The sequence below is a fragment of the Ancylobacter sp. TS-1 genome, assembly GCF_009223885.1.
In the GTDB taxonomy this organism is placed as follows: Bacteria; Pseudomonadota; Alphaproteobacteria; order Rhizobiales; family Xanthobacteraceae; genus Ancylobacter.
In genome coordinates, this window is the sequence record NZ_CP045144.1 from 1810049 (window position 1) to 1828721 (window position 18673).

The 18673-nt window shown below is 70.4% G+C and carries 21 protein-coding genes; 12 read left to right on the forward strand and 9 right to left on the reverse strand.

Annotated features, from left to right (window positions below; all coding sequences use genetic code 11):
- Positions 1 to 6: 6 nt before the first annotated feature.
- Genes GBB76_RS08700 through GBB76_RS08710 form a run of 3 tightly spaced genes read right to left on the reverse strand, consistent with a single transcriptional unit; the run spans position 7 to position 1975 of the window.
- Positions 7 to 876 (reverse strand): metal ABC transporter permease, encoded by an 870-nt coding sequence (locus tag GBB76_RS08700; protein ID WP_202911186.1) that lies wholly within the window; start codon positions 874 to 876, stop codon positions 7 to 9.
- Positions 873 to 1622: a zinc ABC transporter ATP-binding protein AztA gene (aztA, locus tag GBB76_RS08705; protein WP_152302946.1), complete on the reverse strand. Its 750-nt coding sequence runs from the start codon at positions 1620 to 1622 to the stop codon at positions 873 to 875. The genes GBB76_RS08700 and aztA overlap by 4 nt, the downstream gene beginning before the upstream one ends.
- Positions 1622 to 1975: a hypothetical protein gene (locus GBB76_RS08710; RefSeq protein WP_152302947.1), complete on the reverse strand. Its 354-nt coding sequence runs from the start codon at positions 1973 to 1975 to the stop codon at positions 1622 to 1624. The genes aztA and GBB76_RS08710 overlap by 1 nt, the downstream gene beginning before the upstream one ends.
- A 245-nt stretch (positions 1976 to 2220) precedes the next feature.
- Between GBB76_RS08710 and ppa the strand changes: the two genes are divergently transcribed.
- Positions 2221 to 2748: an inorganic diphosphatase gene (gene ppa / locus GBB76_RS08715; RefSeq protein WP_152302948.1), complete on the forward strand. Its 528-nt coding sequence runs from the start codon at positions 2221 to 2223 to the stop codon at positions 2746 to 2748.
- Positions 2749 to 2833: 85 nt separating this feature from the next.
- On the opposite strand, the gene GBB76_RS08720 is transcribed toward ppa, so the two are convergent.
- The 3 genes from GBB76_RS08720 to GBB76_RS08730 are packed head-to-tail and all read right to left on the reverse strand — an operon-like array spanning position 2834 to position 5144.
- Positions 2834 to 3874, reverse strand: a complete 1041-nt coding sequence (locus GBB76_RS08720) for an Ldh family oxidoreductase (RefSeq protein WP_152304802.1) — start codon at positions 3872 to 3874, stop codon at positions 2834 to 2836.
- Positions 3874 to 4716 carry a creatininase family protein gene (locus GBB76_RS08725; protein ID WP_152302949.1) on the reverse strand — a complete coding sequence of 281 codons (843 nt, stop codon included), beginning with the start codon at positions 4714 to 4716 and terminating at the stop codon, positions 3874 to 3876. The genes GBB76_RS08720 and GBB76_RS08725 overlap by 1 nt, the downstream gene beginning before the upstream one ends.
- A 38-nt stretch (positions 4717 to 4754) precedes the next feature.
- On the reverse strand, positions 4755 to 5144 hold the full coding sequence (locus tag GBB76_RS08730) for a RidA family protein (RefSeq protein WP_152302950.1): 390 nt from the start codon (positions 5142 to 5144) through the stop codon (positions 4755 to 4757).
- A 156-nt stretch (positions 5145 to 5300) separates the two neighbouring features.
- Here GBB76_RS08730 and GBB76_RS08735 point away from each other — a divergent pair, with 156 nt between their 5' ends.
- The 9 genes from GBB76_RS08735 to GBB76_RS08775 all read left to right on the forward strand — a co-directional run bounded on the left by GBB76_RS08735 (position 5301) and on the right by GBB76_RS08775 (position 13809).
- On the forward strand, positions 5301 to 6326 hold the full coding sequence (locus tag GBB76_RS08735; protein WP_152302951.1) for an ABC transporter substrate-binding protein: 1026 nt from the start codon (positions 5301 to 5303) through the stop codon (positions 6324 to 6326).
- A 51-nt stretch (positions 6327 to 6377) separates the two neighbouring features.
- Positions 6378 to 7184 (forward strand): ABC transporter ATP-binding protein, encoded by an 807-nt coding sequence (locus tag GBB76_RS08740; protein ID WP_152304803.1) that lies wholly within the window; start codon positions 6378 to 6380, stop codon positions 7182 to 7184.
- Positions 7185 to 7200: 16 nt separating this feature from the next.
- Positions 7201 to 7983, forward strand: a complete 783-nt coding sequence (locus tag GBB76_RS08745; protein ID WP_152302952.1) for an ABC transporter permease — start codon at positions 7201 to 7203, stop codon at positions 7981 to 7983.
- A complete protein-coding gene (locus GBB76_RS08750) occupies positions 7980 to 9308 on the forward strand; it encodes a cytosine deaminase (RefSeq protein WP_152302953.1) in 1329 nt (442 codons plus the stop codon). The genes GBB76_RS08745 and GBB76_RS08750 overlap by 4 nt, the downstream gene beginning before the upstream one ends.
- A complete protein-coding gene (locus GBB76_RS08755) occupies positions 9298 to 10749 on the forward strand; it encodes an FAD-binding oxidoreductase (protein ID WP_152302954.1) in 1452 nt (483 codons plus the stop codon). The genes GBB76_RS08750 and GBB76_RS08755 overlap by 11 nt, the downstream gene beginning before the upstream one ends.
- Positions 10749 to 11336 carry an NAD(P)H-dependent oxidoreductase gene (locus GBB76_RS08760; protein ID WP_152302955.1) on the forward strand — a complete coding sequence of 196 codons (588 nt, stop codon included), beginning with the start codon at positions 10749 to 10751 and terminating at the stop codon, positions 11334 to 11336. The genes GBB76_RS08755 and GBB76_RS08760 overlap by 1 nt, the downstream gene beginning before the upstream one ends.
- Positions 11337 to 11461: 125 nt before the next feature.
- Positions 11462 to 11950: a MarR family winged helix-turn-helix transcriptional regulator gene (locus tag GBB76_RS08765; RefSeq protein ID WP_152302956.1), complete on the forward strand. Its 489-nt coding sequence runs from the start codon at positions 11462 to 11464 to the stop codon at positions 11948 to 11950.
- 146 nt (positions 11951 to 12096) lie between these two features.
- Positions 12097 to 13077 (forward strand): 2-hydroxyacid dehydrogenase, encoded by a 981-nt coding sequence (locus GBB76_RS08770; RefSeq protein ID WP_152302957.1) that lies wholly within the window; start codon positions 12097 to 12099, stop codon positions 13075 to 13077.
- Between the two features lie 9 nt (positions 13078 to 13086).
- A complete protein-coding gene (locus GBB76_RS08775) occupies positions 13087 to 13809 on the forward strand; it encodes a protease inhibitor Inh/omp19 family protein (protein ID WP_152302958.1) in 723 nt (240 codons plus the stop codon).
- A gap of 11 nt (positions 13810 to 13820) precedes the next feature.
- Here GBB76_RS08775 and radC read toward each other — a convergent pair whose 3' ends face one another.
- The 3 genes from radC to GBB76_RS08790 all read right to left on the reverse strand — a co-directional run bounded on the left by radC (position 13821) and on the right by GBB76_RS08790 (position 16720).
- Positions 13821 to 14624 carry a DNA repair protein RadC gene (radC, locus tag GBB76_RS08780; RefSeq protein WP_246669084.1) on the reverse strand — a complete coding sequence of 268 codons (804 nt, stop codon included), beginning with the start codon at positions 14622 to 14624 and terminating at the stop codon, positions 13821 to 13823.
- A gap of 17 nt (positions 14625 to 14641) precedes the next feature.
- The gene (gene map, locus GBB76_RS08785) at positions 14642 to 15469 is read right to left on the reverse strand and encodes a type I methionyl aminopeptidase (protein WP_152302959.1); all 828 of its coding nucleotides are present in this window, start codon (positions 15467 to 15469) and stop codon (positions 14642 to 14644) included.
- 90 nt (positions 15470 to 15559) lie between these two features.
- Positions 15560 to 16720: a GNAT family N-acetyltransferase gene (locus GBB76_RS08790; protein WP_152302960.1), complete on the reverse strand. Its 1161-nt coding sequence runs from the start codon at positions 16718 to 16720 to the stop codon at positions 15560 to 15562.
- A 152-nt stretch (positions 16721 to 16872) separates the two neighbouring features.
- Here GBB76_RS08790 and GBB76_RS08795 point away from each other — a divergent pair, with 152 nt between their 5' ends.
- Together GBB76_RS08795 and GBB76_RS08800 are read left to right on the forward strand one after the other, a co-directional pair.
- A complete protein-coding gene (locus GBB76_RS08795) occupies positions 16873 to 18075 on the forward strand; it encodes a pyridoxal phosphate-dependent aminotransferase (RefSeq protein WP_152302961.1) in 1203 nt (400 codons plus the stop codon).
- Between the two features lie 16 nt (positions 18076 to 18091).
- A complete protein-coding gene (locus tag GBB76_RS08800; protein ID WP_152302962.1) occupies positions 18092 to 18670 on the forward strand; it encodes a lysozyme inhibitor LprI family protein in 579 nt (192 codons plus the stop codon).
- Positions 18671 to 18673: the final 3 nt, after the last annotated feature.

Here is an 18673-nt window from a genome sequence, read left to right on the forward strand (position 1 = left end):
GCTCCTTCAGGCTTCGAGATGGCGTTGCGGCAGGAAGCGGAGCAGCAGCCCGCCAACCGGCCCGAACAGCACGGAGAGCGCATAGGCACCGCCGGCAACGAGGATGATGGCGGGCCCGGAAGGCACGCCGGAATGATAGGAGACGAGCAGGCCGAGCACGCCGGAGGCGCAGGCGATCACCACCGAGATGCCGACCAGCACGGTCAGCTCCCGGGTCCAGAACCGGGCCGCCGCGGCCGGCAGCATCATCAGCCCCACCGCCAGCAGCGTGCCCAGCGCATGGAAGCCGCCGACCAGATTGGTGACGACCAGCGCCAGGAAGATCAGATGCGAGGGCGCCCCCGCCCGGCTGACCGAGCGCAGAAAGCCGGGATCGACGCTCTCCAGCACCAGCGGGCGCCAGGCCAGCGCCAGCACCACGAGCGTCAGGCTGGAGATCGAGACGATGAGCAGCAGCGTCGCGTCGTCGAGCGCCAGCACGGTGCCGAACAGCACGTGCAGCAGATCGACATTGGAGCCGCGCAGCGAGACCAGCAGCACGCCGAGCGCCAGCGAGATGAGGTAGAAGGCGGCGAGTGCCGCGTCCTCCTTCATCTGGGTGGCGCGCGCCACCGCGCCGGCGCCGAGCGCCACCGCGAAGCCGGCGACGAGGCCGCCGACGGTCATGGCGAAGAGGTTGAGGCCGGCGGCGAGGAAGCCGACCGCCGCGCCGGGCAGCACGGCATGCGCCATCGCGTCGCCGGCGAGGCTCATCCGGCGCAGCATCATCAGCACGCCGATGGGACCGGCGCCGATGCCGAGCGCCAGCACGCCGACCAGCGCCCGCCGCATGAAGTCGAATTCGGCGAAGGGGCCGATGAGGAGATCGTAGATCACGCCGCTGCCCCCGAAACCGGCGGGCAGGCCGGAGCGGCCTCGTCCCACGCCTCGCACATGCGGCGCGCCGCCGCCAGATTGTCGGGGGTGAGCACCTCGCGGGTCGCGCCCCAGGCCACCGCCTCGCGCGCCAGCAGCAGCGTGCGGGGGAAATGGTCGCGCACCAGATCGAAATCGTGCAGCACGGCGATCACGGTCCGGCCCTCGCCGTTCCAGCGCGTCACCAGCGCGGTCAGGTCGGCCATGGTGCCGGCGTCGAGGGCGGTGAAGGGCTCGTCGAGCAGGATCAGCCGCGCATCCTGCAACAGCAGCCGCGCGAACAGGGTGCGCTGCATCTGCCCGCCCGACAGGGTGTCGATGGGCCGCATCTCGAACCCTTCCAGCCCCACCGCCGCGATGGCGTCCTCGATGCGGGCCCGGTCGGCGCGGCCGATGCCGCCGAACAGCCCGGCACGGCGCCACAGCCCCATGGAAACGAGGTCGTAGACATCGATCGGGAAGGTGCGGTCGACCTCCGCCGCCTGCGGCAGATAGGCGATCTCGCGGGCCGGCACATGGCCCTCTATGCGCCCGGTCAGCGGCGACAGCACGCCGGCTATGCCCTTGAGCAGGGTCGACTTGCCCGCCCCGTTCGGCCCGCAAACGGCCAGCAGGTCGCCATCCGCCACGTCGCCGTCGAGATGGTGCACGGCCGGGTGGCGGTCATAGCCGAGGGTGAGGTTGCGGAAGGAAAGAACGTTGCCCATCAGTTGCCCGCTCCGATCACCGCCAGCGCCGCGGCCCAGATGAGGGCCGCCAGCGGCAGGGCGATGGCCAGCCGCTGCCAGGCGGACAGGCGCAGCAGCGAGAAGCCGGGCCGCGCCGCCGGATGCCGCTCGCCCGGCGCGTGCGAATGGCGGTGATGCGCGGAGCCGGCCGCACCGGCCTGCGTTCCGTGTCCGTGGGAATGGCCATGGGAATGATCGTGGGCGTGCGAATGATCATGCTCGTGATCGTGGGAATGAGCATGTCCGCGCGCCGTGCCGCCAGCCTCTCCGCGCCCGTCCGGAGGGGGGCGATGGTCGGTGCGGTCGTGCAGGCGGACGGGGGCGACGGACATGCTCAAACTCCAACGGACGAATTGATACTGTATATCAATCCGCCCGTCCAGCCATGACGATACTTTGTATCATTGGCAGGATTGCGCGGCGTCAATGACGGCGGGCGGCCGACGGCGGCAGGCTTGCCCCGCCGAATTGATGGGATGACCCGTCTCGACGGCGCGCCCGCGCCGACATAAGAGAAGGCGCCTTTTCATGCCGGCGCTGCCGGCCTGTTCGATCCGGAGCCCGTTGGAGCCCATTCATGGATATTTCGCGCATTTCGACCGGCCCGAACCCGCCTGACGAGGTTCACGCCATCATCGAGATCCCGGCCGGCGGCGCGCCGGTGAAGTACGAGATCGACAAGGAATCCGGCGCGCTCTTCGTCGACCGCTTCCTGCACACGCCGATGTTCTACCCGGGCAATTACGGCTTCATCCCGAACACGCTCGGCGACGATGGCGACCCGCTCGACATCATCGTCATCTCGCCGATCCCGCTGCTGGCCGGCTCGGTCATCGCCGCGCGCCCGGTCGGCGTGCTGATGATGACGGACGAGAAGGGCGGTGACGAGAAGGTGCTCGCCGTGCCGGCGGACTCGGTCTACCCCTACCACTCCAAGATCAACAGCTATGCCGACCTGCCCCCGCTCGTCGTCGAGCAGGTCGCCCACTTCTTCACCCACTACAAGGATCTGGAGAAGGGCAAGAAGGTCTCGGTCGCCGACTGGGAAGGCCCGGAGAAGGCCCGCGAACTCATCCTCAAGGCGATTGCCGCCGCCAAGAAGTAGGCCGGCCCTCGCCGCCCGACATCGAAGGCCCGGGCCGCGCCCGGGCCTTTTTCGTTTCCGCCCCGGGCGCGGCGGTCGGCGGCGCCTATTCCTCGAAGCCCATCCCGGCCAGCGCGCGCTGGAGCGCCGCACCGAGAACGATGCCCTCCCGCGCCGTCCGCGCGCGGTTGACGAGGCGCCGCGTGCCGGGGAGCCGGGCGCCGGGCTCGTGCTCGATGGCGAGCGCCAGCCGCTCCAGATGGTCGAGATAGGCGTCGCCCGCCATCGGGCCGGGATCGATGGCGATGATCACCTGCCCCACCGCCGCCGGCGGTCCCTTGCCGTCGAAGAAGCTCGGCGTGTCGAAGGCGAAGGTGGAGGCGGTCAGCGCCGCCGCCATCACCTCGATGACGAAGGCGAGCGCCGTGCCCTTGGCCTCGCCCATCGGCACCATGGTTCCGGCAAGCCCGGCCTTGGCGTCGGTGGTCGGGTTGCCCTCGGCGTCGAAGGCCCAGCCCTCGGGAATGGTCTCGTCGCCCCGCTGCACGGCGGCCAGGATGTTGCCGCGCGCCACCTTGGCGACCGAGAGGTCCACCACGGCCGGGGCCCGCGCCTTCAGCGGCGTGGCGAAGGCGATGGGATTGGTGCCGAACACCGGCTTGCGCCCGCCCCACGGGGCGATCGATGCCGAGGCATTGGCAAAGGCGAGCGCGACCAGCCCCGCCTCGGCGAGCTTCTCCACCGGCTGGCCGGCGACGCCGAAATGGCTGGAGCGGCGCACCGCCATCATCCCGATGCCGGTCTCGCGCGCAATGTCGGCAATCGCCGGCAGGCCAAGCTCGATGGCGGGATAGGCGAAACCGTTGCCGGCATCCACCGCCAGCACCGAGGGCGACATGCGCCGCAGGCTCGGCACGGCGTTGCCGTCGATCTTGCCCGCCGCCGCCATGGCACTGTAGCTCGGCAGCCGGGCGAGGCCATGCGTGCCGAGCCCGTCCGCCTCGGCGCGCACCAGCGCGTCGGCGGTGATCGCGGCATTGGCCGGCGAGGTGCCGAACCGCTCCAGCACGCGGGCGGCGAAGGCGCGCGCCTCGCCGAGCGAAAGACGGCGGTCGTGGAACGCCGCGCGCGCGATAGGGCCTTCCATCACGCGGCGCCCCCGCCGAGCGGCCCCGCCGCCAGACGGGACAGGTCGAAGCGCTCGACGTCCGCCAGCAATTCGACGAAGGCGCGGGCGCCGAAGAGCGCACAGGTCTCGCCCTTCTCGCGGCTCGCCTCGCCGGCATCTCCCATGCCGCCCTCGGGGTTGATATCCTGCGCCATCCAGCCGAAGCCGGCCGGCGTGCCGGCGCGCAGGAAGGCGAATTCCTGCTCCATGGCGAGGGTGACGGGCGGGAAGTCGCGCACCTCGCCCTCGCGCACCGTGTCGGGCCGGAAGGCCATCATCAGCGAGGTCTCGATGCCGCCGGCATGGATGCCGTGCTGGCGCTCCTGCGCGCTGAACAGCCCCTCGGGATAGCCGAAGCGATGCCAGGAGACGGTGACGGCCAGCATGCCGAGCCGGGCGCGCAGGTCGCGCGCCACGATGTCGAGGATCGGCACATTGCCGCCGTGGGAATTGACGATGACCAGCTTGCGTACCCCGGCCCGGTACACGCTCTCGCCGATCTCGGTCCAGGCGCGGATCACCGTCTCGGCGGAAAGCGTCAGCGTGCCGGGGAAATGGATATGCTCGTTCGACTTGCCGATCGCCTGCATCGGCAGGAACACCGCCGGGCTCTCCGCCGGCAGCAGCCGCGCCACCTCTTTCAGGTAGCCTTCGCCGATGAAGCCGTCGACGCCGACCGGCAGATGCGGCCCGTGCTGCTCCACCGCCGCCACCGGCAGCACGGCGATCCAGTTGGCCGTATCGCCGGCGGCGAAATCGGTCCAGGCGAGTTCGGTCCAGAAGCGTTTGGGCGGCGTGGCAGACGGTGTGGCAGGCGACATGTCAGCGTGTCCGGGGGTTCGACGCGGGCGTTCTAGGCTCAATCGGCTTTCGCCGCCAGCGCCTCCACCTCGACCTTGAACTCGGGCCGGGCGAAGCCGGAGACGATCATCAGCGTCGAGGCCGGCGCCGGGTCGACGACGAAGCGGTCGCGCGCCGCCATATAGGCGGCCAGGTGGGCGCGGTCGGTGACATAGGCGTTGAGCCGCACGATATCCCCCGGCCCCATGCCCGCCTCGGCAAGGCAGGCGGCGATGGCGCGCAGGCACAGCTCAGCCTGCTCCTCCGCGCTCTCGGGGATGGCGTCGTCCGCCGCGATGCCGAGCTGGCCGGAGACCAGAAGCAGCCGCGCCCCGGCCTCCACCTCCACGGCATGGCTGTAGCGGGCGAAGGGACGGCGTATGGCGGGCGGGACCAGATGGCGCAGCATGGCGGACACTCGCAGGTAGGGCGGGCGATCGGATCGGGCGGTGGCACGCGTGCACAGACTTGTCATGCGGGCATATGTGCATCGCGTTTAAGCTCGCCTATCATGGCGGCATTCGAACTGCCACGCACCGCCCTTCGTACCCGGATGGAGACACCGATGCGCCTGCGTCTTCCGCGCTTGCGTCCCCTCTCGACCCTGGCGGCGCTCGCCGGGGCCGTGCTCGTCCTTCCCGCCCTGCTCGCGCCGGCGGCCGCCGCCGACAAGGTGACGTTCGGCACCAACTGGGTCGCGCAGGCCGAGCATGGCGGCTTCTACCAGGCGGTGGCGGACGGCACCTACGCGAAATACGGCCTCAACGTCACCATCCTGCCGGGCGGGCCGCAGGCCAATAACCGGCTGCTGCTGCCGGTCGGCAAGATCGACTTCTACATGGGCGCCAACATGCTGCAGGCGTTCTCCTCGGTGGTGGAGGGCATCCCGACCGAGATCGTCGCCGCCATGTTCCAGAAGGACCCGCAGGTCCTGATCGCCCACCCCGACGTGGAGACGTTCGAGCAGCTGAAAACCCGCACGCTGTTCATCTCCAAGGAGGGGCTTGCCAGCTACTACCAGTGGCTGGTCGCCGCTTACGGCTTCAGCGAGAAGCAGGTGAAGCCCTACACCTTCAACGCCGCGCCGTTCCTCGTCGACAAGAACAGCGCCATGCAGGGCTACATCACCTCCGAGCCTTACGCGGTGGAGCAGCAGGGCGGCTTCGTGCCGAAGCTGTTCCTGCTGGCCGATTACGGCTTCGACACCTACGCCACCACCATCGAGACCCGCACCGAGCTGGTGAAGCAGAATCCCGATCTGGTGCAGCGCTTCGTCGATGCCTCCATCATCGGCTGGTACAACTACCTCTATGGCGACAACACCAAGGCCAATGCCCTGATCAAGCAGGACAACCCCGAGATGACCGACGCCATGATCGCCTTCTCCATCGCCAAGCTGAAGGAGTATGGCATCGTCGATTCGGGGGACACCAAGACGCTCGGCATCGGCGCCATCACCGATGCGCGGATCAAGAGCTTCTACGACAAGATGGTGCAGGCCAAGGTGCTCAAGCCGGGCATCGAGATCGCCAAATCCTACACCACCCAGTTCGTGAACAAGGGCGTCGGCAAGGAGCTGGCGCCGAAATAGCGGCGCGACAGGCGCATGGCGATCCGGCTCACCGCCGGCGCGACACATGAGATGACGTCCGACGTGAACGATCCCGACCCGCAGACCGCGCCGCCGCTTCTCGCCCTCCGGGGCGTCGCCAAGCGTTTCGCCAATGCCGTCACGGCACTGGACGGCCTCGACATGGAGGTCCGGCAGGGCGAGTTCCTCTCGCTGCTCGGCCCCTCCGGCTGCGGCAAGTCGACCGCGCTGCGCCTCATCGCCGGCCTGTCCGAGCCGAGCGAGGGCCGCCTCGACTGGCACGGCGAGGAGCAGGCCCTGCGTGCGGCCGGGCGCCACTCCATCGGCTTCGTCTTCCAGGAGCCGACGCTGATGCCGTGGGCCAGCGTGTTCGGCAACGTCCATCTGCCGCTCAAGCTCGCCGGCATCGGCCGGCGCGAGGCCGAGCCGGCCATTTCCGAGGCGCTGGAACTGGTCGGCCTGTCCGGCTTTCGCGACGCCTATCCGCGCGAATTGTCCGGCGGCATGAAGATGCGCGTCTCCATCGCCCGCGCGCTGGTGACGAAGCCGCGCCTGCTGCTGATGGACGAGCCCTTCGCCGCGCTCGACGAGATCACCCGCTTCAAGCTCAACAACGACCTGCTTCAGGTCTGGCGGCAACTGGGCTGCACCATCGTCTTCGTCACCCATTCGGTGTTCGAGTCGGTCTACCTGTCCTCGCGCATATTGGTGTTCCGCGCCCGGCCGGGGCGTGTGGTGGCCGAGCTTGCCATCGACCCGAACCAGCCGCGCGACGAGGCCTTCCGCACCTCGCCGGAATATGTCGGCCTGTGCCGCGAGACCTCGCAGGCGCTGGCCCGGGCGATGGAAGCCCGCTGAGGCGGAGGGGGCGCGCATGGAACATTCCCCCTTCCGCTGGCTGCTGCCGATCGGCGTCCTGGCGCTGCTGGTCGTCGGCTGGCATCTCGTCGTCACGCTCAACAACCTGCCGCCCTATGTGCTGCCGGCCCCCGGCGCGGTGCTGGAGACGCTGGTGCGCGACCGCGCGGTGCTGTTCGGCTCCATGCTGGTAACGCTGCAGACCACCGTGATCGCGCTGGCGCTGGCGGTGGCCGGCGGCGTCGGGCTGGCGCTGATCTTCGCCAGCGCCCGCATCGTCGAATTCTCGCTGTTTCCCATCGCGGTGATCCTTCAGGTGACGCCCGTCATCGCGGTGGCGCCATTGATGCTGATCTACCTCTCCACCGACGCCGCCGTGCTGCTCTGCGCGTGGATCGTCGCCTTCTTCCCGGTGCTGTCGAACACCACGCTGGGGCTCAATTCGGTGGACCCGAACCTGCGCGACCTGTTCCGGCTTTCCGGCGCCTCGCGCTGGCAGACGCTGGCGCTGCTGCGGCTGCCCACCGCCCTGCCCTATTTCCTCGGCGGCCTGCGCATCGCCGGCGGCCTCGCGCTGATCGGGGCCGTGGTCGGCGAGATCGCCGCCGGTTCGGCGGGACAGGGCTCGGGCCTTGCCTTCCGCATCGTCGAATCCGCCTACCGGCTCAACATTCCGCGCCTGTTCGCGGCGCTGCTGCTCATCTCGCTCGCCGGCATCCTCATCTATGCCGCGCTCAGCCTGTTGAGCTGGCTCGCCCTGCGCCGCTGGCACGAGAGCGAACTCGGCGGCCCGGCATGACGACGCAAGGCGCCGCCCCCGACCTCGCCGACCTTCCCGCCGCCTTTGTGCTCGGCAATGCGCGCGCGCCCGCCTGCCTCCTGCCGGACGCGCCCGGCCCGGCCGACGCCGAGGGGCTGGTGTCGCTCGACATTGCGGTGGCCGGCGGGCGTATCGCCCGCCTCGCCCCGGCCGGCGCGCTACACGAGGACGGACCGCGCGTCGAGCGGGCGGGTACACTTGTGCTACCCGGCCTCGTCGACATTCACACCCATCTCGACAAGGGCTTCATCTGGAATCGCGCGCCGAACCGCGACGGCAGCTTCGAGGGCGCGATGGCGGCGGTCGCCGCCGACAAGCCGAACTGGAGCGAGGAGGACCTGCGCCGCCGCTTCGATTTCGCGCTGCGCTGCGCCCATGCGCACGGCACCGTCGCCATCCGCACCCATCTCGATTCGGAAGGCGAGCGCGCGGCCGGCGCCTGGAAGGTGTTCGGCGAGATGCGCGCGGCCTGGCGCGGGCGCGTCGAGTTGCAGGCGGTCGGCCTCATCCCCATCGACAGCGTGCTGGACCCGGCCTCGTTCGACCGGCTGATCGGTCTCATCCGCGAGCATGGCGGGCTGCTCGGCAGCTACACCTATGTCACGCCGAACCTCGATGCCGGGCTGGAACGTCTGTTCGATGCCGCCGAGCGGCACGGCCTCGCGCTCGATTTGCATGTCGACGAGCGCGACCGCCACGCCCACGCGCTGAACGACATCGCCGACATCGCCCTGCGCCGGCGCTTCGACGGGCCGATCCTCGCCGGCCATTGCTGCGCGCTGGCGCTGAAGGACGAGGCCGAGGCGGACCGCACGCTCGACAAGGTGGCGCAGGCCCGCATCGGCATCGTCTCGCTGCCCATGTGCAACCTCTATCTCCAGGACCGCCACCCCGGCCGCACCCCGCGCTGGCGCGGCGTGACGCTGCTGCACGAGATGCGCGCGCGCGGCATTCCCGTCATGGTGGCGAGCGACAATGCACGCGATCCCTTCTACGCCTATGGCGACCTCGATCTCGTCGAGGTCTATCGCGAGGCCACCCGCATCGCCCATCTCGACCATCCCACCGGCGCCGGGCCAGCGCTCATATCGCGCACCCCGGCGGAATGGATGGGGATCGGGGCCGGCCTCATCGCGCCCGGCCGGCCGGCGGACCTGTCGCTGTTCTCGGTCCGCAATCTCAACGAGTTCCTCTCCCGCCCGCAGGCCCACCGCATCGTGCTGCGCGCGGGCCGTTCGGTCGAGGTGAAGCCGCCCTTCTATGCCGAACTCGACGACCTGATGGAGTCTCCCGATGAGCCCTGAGGCGAGGCCCTACGACATTGCCGGGCTGAAGGCGCGGCTCGGCGGCATCCGCACCGAGGAGAACCCGGCGCTGGTGCGCCAGAAGAGCCGGGATTTCTACTGGTACTCGCCGACCCTGAAGCGCCAGCTCGACGCGGTGAGCGGCGACATCGTCGCCTTCCCCGCCAGCGAGGAGGGGGTGCTGGCCGTGCTCGCCGCCTGCCACGCGCTGGCCATTCCCGTCACCCCGCGCGGCGCCGGCACCGGCAATTACGGGCAGGCCATGCCGCTCGACGGCGGGCTGGTGCTCGACCTGTCCGGCCTCGACCGCGTGCGGGAGATCGGCCCCGGCCGCGTGCGGGCGCAGGCCGGCGCCATCATCGCCGATATCGACGCCGCCTGTGCGGCGAGCGGGCAGGAACTGCGCCTGCACCCCTCCACCTACCGCACCGCCTCCATCGGCGGCTTCATCGCCGGCGGCTCCGGCGGGGTCGGCTCGATCAGCTGGGGCGGGCTGCGCGACCTCGGCAACATCCTCAGCCTGCGCATCGCCACCATGGAGGCGTCGCCCCGCATCCTCGAACTGACCGGCGAGGAGGTGCAGACCGTCTCCCACGCCTACGGCACCAACGGCATCATCATTGAAGTCGAGATGCCGCTCGCCCCCGCCTATGGCTGGATCGACGCCATTATCGGCTTCGAGGACTTCGCGGAGGCCGCCGCCTATGCCAACGCGCTCGGCGAGCAGGACGCCATCCTCAAGAAGCTCATCTCGGTGATCGCCGCGCCGGTGCCGCAGAGCTATTTCCTGCGTCATCGCAAATATCTGCCGGACGGCCTCCACGTGGTGCTGGTCATGGTGGCGCCGATCGCCCGCGCCGCCTTCGAGAGCTTCACGCGGCGCTGGAACGCGCGCCCCCTGTTCCGCTCCGATCTGGTGGGGCCGGAGGAGGCGAAGGGCCTGCCCCCGCTTTATGAGCTCGCCTGGAACCACACCACGCTGCGGGCGCTGCGAGTCGACCCGTCCATCACCTATCTGCAGACGCTCTATCCCTTCCCCGACCAGCTCGCGCTCGTGGCGCGCATACATGAGCGGCTCGGCGACGAGGTGCCCGCGCACCTCGAATTCGTGCGCTTCGACGGCCGCATCACCTGCTTCGGCCTGCCGCTCATCCGCTTCACCTCGGAACAGCGGCTGGAGGAGATCGTCACCCTGCACGAGCAGCTCGGCATTCCGGTGTTCAACCCGCACCGCTACACGCTGGAGGAAGGCGGCATGAAGCAGACCGACGCCGTCCAGCTCGCCTTCAAGCGCGAGGCCGACCCGCAGGGGCTGCTCAATCCCGGCAAGATGATCGCCTGGGACCATCCCGATTTCGACTTCGGCGCCGGCCGCACCTATCTCTTCCCGGGGCTGCAACGCCACGCCGCCGCGAGCGACGCCACGGGGAGCGCGGCCTGATGCGGGCGTTGGTCGTCTACTGCCATCCGGTCGAGGAGAGCTTCACCGCCTCCGTGCGCGACGCGGTGATTCGCGGCCTGAACACGGCGGGGCACGAGGTCGATCTCATCGACCTCTACGCCGAGAGCTTCGACCCGGCCATGGGCCGGCAGGAGCGGGTCTCCTACCACGAGCCCGGCATCAACGTGCTGCCGGTGGCCGACCACCTCGCCCGCGTCAAGCAGGCCGACGCGCTGGTCTTCGTCGCGCCGACCTGGTGGTACGGCCCGCCCGCCATGCTGAAGGGCTGGCTCGACCGCGTGCTGGTGCCGCACGAGACTTTCGGCATGCCGAAACCCTTCCGCCCGCTGGAACGCCGGCTCACCAACATCCGGCTTCTGGCCGCCGTGAGCACGCTGGGCTCACCCTGGTACTGGTGGCTCTGGGTCGGCCAGCCGGGCCGCAGGATCCTGCTCACGGGGGTCGGCGGCATCGTCCATCCCCGCGCGCGCAGGTTGTGGCTTGCCCTGCACAGCATGGATTCGGCGAGCCTCGCCAAGCGCTCCGCCTTCCTCGCCCGCGTCGAGGCACAGTTCGCCAAAATATAGAAACCAGCTTCCATTTGCAGGCTCTTTGACGAAGTTACCGATTGCGGCCATGTTCGTGTCACGACAACCCGCTTCTATCGCAACAAATAGTTGTTGCCTTGGCGTGGTGGACCGCGGGGGCGCCCATGAAGGACGGCTTCGACAAGAAGATCGGCCAGAGACTGCATCACGTCGCGCGTCTTCAGCGCGCGCTGGCGGCGAGGCGTCTGCACGAGATCGGCCTGTTTCCCGGACAGGAAACGGTGCTGAAGCTGCTGGCCGAGGCGGACGGGCGCACCATGTCCGAGCTGGCCGCCGCGCTCAAGGTCCGGCCGCCGACGGCGTCGAAGACGGTGGGCCGGCTCTCCGCTCAGAATCTGCTGGAGCGCCGCGCCTCGGACGGCGACGCCCGGCTGGTGCGGGTGCATCTCACCGATGAAGGCCGTGTCAGGGCCGGCGCCATCGACAGCATCTGGGATTCGCTCGAGCAGACCATGACGGCCGGTCTCGACGGCAAGGAGCGCAAGCGCCTGCGCAAGCTGCTGCGCAAGATCGAGCGCAACCTCTCGACCCAGCTCGGCTCCGTCGCCGAACCCGACGAGGAGGTCGAGACGGCCGAGGACGAGACGCTCTGAACCAGCCGGCAGGGCGCGGATGGCCGCCGCCCCGCCCGGCAGCGCATGCGAGGCGGGGCCCTTACGCGGGGGCTTGAAACGGGCCGGGCTTTGGTGACGAATACCGGCCCGAAATGCGCCCCCGCACCTGCGCCCAGGAGTTCCCCATGTCCCGCCCCGACCTTCTCCAGACCGGCCCGATGATGGGCATGATCGAGGCGCAGCTGAAGGAGCACTTCACCGTCCACCGGCTGGACGCGCCGGACGCCGAGGCGGTGCTCGCCGAGGTCGGCCCGCGCATCCGCGCGGTGGCCACCGGCGTCGGCTCCACCGGCGGCGGGGCGCGGCGCGTTACCGACGCGCTGATGGCGCGGCTGCCGGCGCTGGAAATCGTCGCCAATTTCGGCGTCGGCTACGATGCCGTCGAGGCCGAGGCCGCCGGCCGGCGCGGCGTGGTCGTCACCAACACCCCCGGCGTGCTCGACGACGAGGTGGCCGACCTCACCATCGGCCTGCTGCTCGCCACCCTGCGCCGCATCCCGCAGGCCGAGCGCCATCTGCGCGCCGGCAAGTGGCCTTCCGGCGGCTTCCCGCTCACCGCGACGCTGCGCGACCGCACCATCGGCATCGTCGGCATGGGCCGCATCGGCCGCGCCATCGCCCGCCGGCTGGAAGGCTTCGGGCGCCCCATCGCCTATCACAGCCGCCGCCCGGTGGCGGACGTGCCCTACGCACATTACCCCGACCTGCTCGCGCTCGCCCGCGACGTCGACGCGCTGATCGTCATCGTGCCCGGCGGTCCCGAGACCGACCGCATGATCAATGCCGAGGTGCTCGCCGCGCTCGGCCCGACCGGCGTGTTCGTGAATGTGGCGCGCGGCTCGGTGGTCGACGAGCCGGCGCTGATCCGGGCCCTTGAGGACGGCACCATCGCCGCCGCCGGCCTCGACGTGTTCGCCGACGAGCCCAACGTGCCGGCGGCGCTGATCGCGCTCGACAATGCGGTGCTGCTGCCCCATGTCGCCTCGGCCACCCATGTCACCCGCGATGCGATGGGACAGCTTGTCGTCGACAATCTGCTCGCCTGGTTCGACGGCCGCCCGCCGCTGACGCCGGTGCCGGAAACGCCGATGAAGGGCCGGGGCTGAGGCATTCCGATGCGCGCCCGCCCGCCCCTCGCCCCGCTCGCCGTCCTCGCCGCCGCCCTGCTGCTGGCGGGGCCGGCGCGCGCGCAGGACGTCGCCGCGGAACCCGCCGTGCCGCTGGCGGACAGCTACCAGCTGACCAATGCCGATGGCGACCGCGTGTGCCCGCTGGTGCTGACCAGCCGCCCGCATGCGCGCAAGGGCGCCCCGGCCGGCCAGTTCGACATCACGCTCGACCGGGCCGCCTGCGGCGGCGCCATCCTGTTCAGCGTCGACATTGCCAGCTGGGCGCCGGGACCGGGCGAATCGATCTGGCTGCAAGGCCCGGACGGGCGGCTGGTGGCCGAGTTCACCGAGGGCGTGGGCGGCACCTGGGAGGCGCTGCGCGAGGGCGACGGCGTCTATTTCCTCGTCAATCCGCGCCTCGCCGATCCGGCACTGCGGGCCGCCGATCTGGTCGGCGGCTGGGACGTCGCGCAGACCGCCGGCCGGCCGCTCTGCCGCATTGAGCTGACCGACACGCCGGCGGGCGGCGACGTGTTCCGGGCCAGCCTCGCGCCGGGCTGCGCCGCCGCCATCGTGGCGCTGGCGCCCGACCGCTGGCGGCTCGACGGCTCCGACCTCGTGCTGCTCACCGCGCAGGGCGAGGGCTTCCGCCTGGCCCGCCAGGAAGACGGTTCCTGGGAGAAGGTGCCGCCCGGCGAGGGCACGCCGCTGCTGCTCTCGCGCCCCTGAGCCCCGCCGGCTCAGATCAGCCGCAGCCCGCGCAAGCTGGCGTGGCCGTCCTTGCCGACGATGATGTGGTCGTGCACCTCGATGCCGAGCGGCTTGGCCACCTCGATGATGGTCTTGGTCATCTGGATGTCGGCATGCGACGGCGTGGGGTCGCCGCTCGGGTGGTTGTGGACGAGGATGACCGCGCTGGCCGCCACCTCCAGCGCGCGCTTGACCACCTCGCGCGGATAGACCGGCGTGTGGTCCACCGTGCCGCGCTGCTGCACCTCGTCGAGGATGAGCTGGTTGCGCTTGTCGAGGAACAGGACGCGGAACTGCTCCTGCTCGGCGAAGGCCATGCTGGCGCGGCAATGGGCGATCACCGCGCTCCAGGACGAGAGCACCGGGCGCTCGCGCACCTTGCCGCGCGTCACCCGCTCCACCGCCGCGCCGATCAGCTTCAGCTCGGTGACGATGGCCTCGCCCACCCCCTTCACCTCGCACAGCCGCCCGGGAGGGGCGGCCACCACCTCGGCGAAGGAGCCGAAGCGGTCGATCAGCGCCTTGGCGAGCGGCTTCACATCGGCGCGGGAGACGGCGCGGAACAGCACGAGTTCGAGCAGTTCGTAATCGGGCAGCGCCTCGCCGCCGGCCTGGCGGAAACGCTCGCGCAGCCTTTCGCGATGGCCGACGAAGTGCGGCGCCGGCTCGGCGAGCCCGGGCGGGAGCGGGGACGAGGCGGGAGCGGGGGTTTGGTCGGGCACGCCCTCGCCGGGCAGCGCGGCAGCCGGCGCCGTGCCGTCCGCCCCGTTTCGCCCTGCCCTGTTCCGCGCCATGCGGGCTCCCGAATCGTTCAGGCGTTGGCGAAGATCGGCTTGTGATAGCCCTTGGGCGAGAGCGTGAAGATCTCGCAGCCCGTCTCGGTGACGCCGACCGCATGCTCGAACTGCGCCGACAGCGAGCGGTCGCGCGTCACGGCGGTCCAGCCGTCGGAGAGCACCTTCACATGCGGGCGGCCGAGATTGATCATCGGCTCCACGGTGAAGATCATGCCCGGCAGCAACTCGGGCCCCTCCCCGCGCCGGCCGACATGCACGATGTTCGGCTCGTCGTGGAAGAGCTGGCCGAGGCCGTGGCCGCAGAAGTCGCGCACCACGCTCATGTGGAACGGCTCGACATATTCCTGGATCGCCGCGCCGATGTCGCCGACATGGCCGCCCGGGTGGATCGCCGCAATGCCGCGCATCATCGATTCATAGGTCACGTCGAGCAGCCGCTCGGCCCGGCGCGGAATCTCGCCCACCGGGTACATGCGGCTCGAATCGCCGTGCCAGCCGTCGACGATCAGCGTGACGTCGACATTGACGATGTCGCCCTCGCGCAGCGGCTTGTCGTTGGGAATGCCGTGGCAGACCACATGGTTGATCGAGGTGCAGGTCGACTTGCGGTAGCCGCGATACATCAGCGTCGCCGGCAGCGCGCCATGGTCCATGGCGAAGTCGAACACCACCTGGTCGATGGCGTCGGTCGTCACACCGGGAGCGACCATCTCGTGCACGAGGTCGAGCGCCTTCGCGGCGAGCTGGCCCGCCTTGCGCATGCCGGCAAAGCCCTCGGGGCCGTGCAGCTTGATATGGCCGGTCTTGCGCAACGGCGCGCCGGCGGCCTCCACATAGCTCATCGTCAGACGTCCAGAAAAACCCTGCGCCGAATGTAAGCCATCCGCCGGCAGGTGCAAGGAAGAGGCGGCAGGCCGCCCCGCGCGAAGCCCTCAGCCCACCGCCTTGGCCATGTGGACGAGGCGCCGGTCGGGCAGTTGCTCGACGCGCTCGATGCCGTAGCCCTTGCGGCGGTACCAGTGGATGTTGGCCGAGAGCGGCTCGCCCGTGTATAGCCGCACCGTGCGCCGGCCGAGCGCGCGGGCGCGCGCCTCGCCCGCCGTCAGCAGCAAATTGCCGTAACCGAAGCCCTGCGCCTTGGGGCAGGCGGCGACGCTGTCGATCAGCAGATCGTCCGGCCGCGCCTCGAGGATGAGCGCCCCGCCGAGCCCTTCCGGCACGTCGAGCACCCACACCTCGCGCTCGCGGAACACCCGGCCATAGTCCCACAGCAGCGGCACCGGCTCGACCCCGAGCAGGATGCGGTTGCGGGCATAGGCGGCCTTCTGCAGCGATTCGACCGCCTCCCGGTCATCGAGGCTGGCGCGGCGCAGCACCCGGCCCTCGACCTCGATCTCGCGCGCGTTGAAGGTGGTGAGCGGGGCGATCTGCCGGCCTGCCTCGTCGAAATTCTCCGGCGCCAGCCACGCCTCCATGGCGACCGCGATCTGCGGCCATTCCTCGGCGAGGATGGAGAACCAGGCGGTGTCGCGGTTGCGGCCCTTGACGATCATATGGTGGCGGAACAGCCCCTCGAAGCGGAAGCCGTAGCGTTCCGCCGCCCGGCGCGAGGGCGCGTTGAGCGCGTTGCACTTCCACTCGTAGCGCCGGTAGCCCAGCGTCTCGAAGGCGTGCCGCGCCATGAGGTACATCGCCTCGGTGCCGGCCTGGGTGCGCATCAGCGCCGGCGTGTAGAGGATGTTGCCGACCTCGATCACCCGGTTGGCGGTGTCGATGCGCATATAGGTGGCGTGGCCGACCGCCCTGCCCTGCTTGTCGAGAATAGCGAAGAGCAGCGGATCCTCGCGCTCAGCCGCCGCCCGGTAGGCGGCATCGAAGGTGGCGAAGTCATCGAAGGGCCCGGCGCCGAGATAGGCCCACAGGGCTTCCTTCTCCGGGCCGTGCGCGGCCTCGAAGAGATCGCGGGCGTGGCGGTCGGGGTCGAAGGGAACGATGTCGACATGGCGCCCGGACAGGCTTGTCCGGCCGGGGCGCAGCGCCGGCGTCCCGTCAATCGGCTCGCCGACCGGCGGCGACACTTGCTCAGTGCTCATCGGCGGGTCTTCCACCCCTTGCCCGGGCCGGTTGTGCGATCCGGCCCCTTGAACGTTGCCCCTCTCCCGTGTGACAGGAATGCAAAAGACGCAAGAGCTTTGATGCACGTCATCCTGCGTCCGCCCCTGGGAAACGCCGCGAGGATCCGCCCATGTCCGCCCACCCGGTCCATCCGCACCCCGTCGCCGCGTTCGACCGCATCGGCGAGGAGAATGCCTTCGCGGTGCTCGCGCGCGCCGCCGCACTCACGGCGCAGGGCCGCGACATCATCAATCTCGGCATCGGCCAGCCGGACTTCCCGACCCCCGGCCACATCGTCGAGGCGGCGATCAAGGCGCTGCGCGACGGCCATCACGGCTACACGCCCTCGGTCGGCATCGAGCCGCTGCGCGTGGCGGTGGCCGCCGACGTGCACCGCCGCTTCGGGACGGAGATCGATCCCGGCCGCGTCGTCATCGTGCCCGGCGGCAAGGTGACGATGTTCTCGGCCATCCTTATGCTGGGCGAGCCGGGCGCGGAAATCCTCTATCCCGACCCCGGCTTTCCCATCTACCGCTCGATGATCGAGTTCACCGGCGCCACGCCGGTGCCGGTGCCGGCCCGCGAGGAGAACGGCTTCGGCTTCTCGGCGCAGGAGGCGCTCGCGCTCATCACGCCGCGCACCCGCCTCGTCATCCTCAACTCGCCGGCCAATCCCACCGGCGGCGTCACCCCCAAGGCCGAGATCGACGCCTTCGTGGCGGGGCTCGAAAAGCACCCGCACGTCGCCATCCTCTCCGACGAGATCTACGACCAGTTCCTGTTCGACGGCGAGGCGCACACGACGCTGCTGGCCTATCCCGAGATCCGCGACCGGCTGATCCTGCTCAATGGCTGGTCGAAGACCTACGCCATGACCGGCTGGCGGCTCGGCTGGGCGCTGTGGCCGGAAGGGCTGTTCGAGGCCGCCCGCAAGCTGGCGGTCAACGCCTGGTCCTGCGTCAACGCGCCGGCGCAGTATGGCGCGCTCGCGGCACTGACCGGCCCGCAGGACTGCGTGGCGCAGATGGTCGCCGAGTTCGACCGCCGCCGCCATCTGGTGGTCGAGGGGCTGAACGCCCTGCCGGGCGTTTCCTGCGCCGTGCCGAAGGGCGCCTTCTATGCCTTCCCGAACATTTCCGGCACCGGCTGGGGCTCGGCGAAGAGGCTGGCGACGGCGCTGCTGGACGAGGCGGGCGTCGCCACCATCGGCGGTCCCGATTTCGGCCTTTACGGCGAGGGCTATATCCGGCTTTCCTATGCCAACTCGGCAGAGAACATCCTGCGGGCGCTGGAGCGCATGGGAGCCTTCCTGCGCGACGCCCGCGCCGCATGAGGACACCGACCCGCCCATGGCACGCCTTGCCGGCATCCTGAGCCTCGCCGCCATCGTTCTGATCGGCCCGGCCGCGATGGCCCACGTCGAGACGAGGCGCGCCGAGGCGCCGGCGCCATGCAGCCGGGAGGACACCGATGTGCGCGGCTTCCTCGATTGCCTCAATGGCCGCCTGAAGGCGAGCGAGGCGGCGCTGGAACGCGCGGTGGAAGGCACGCGGCGGGCCATTGAGGCGCGCGAGGACCTGCAACCGGCGCAGCGCAAGCGCTGGGGCGCGCTGTTCGAGGAATCGCAGAGCCGCTTCGGCCAGTGGCGCAATTTCGAGTGCCAGGGCATCGCGCCCTTCGAGGGTGGCGGCGCCCAGCGCACCATAGGCGGCCGGCTCGGCGGCATCGGCGTGATGGAGGGGCGCATGACCTGCCTCACCAACCACAATGAGGCCCGGGCGGCCGACCTCGCCGCCCGCTACGCCCCGCCGCAGGGCTGGCCCATGCCCGCGGCCGTCGACGCCTCCGACACGGCGGTCTCGCCGCCGGCTGCGGCCGAGCCGGCCGCCGCGCCTCCGCTCGGCGCGGTGCGCATCATCGCCCCCTGAGAC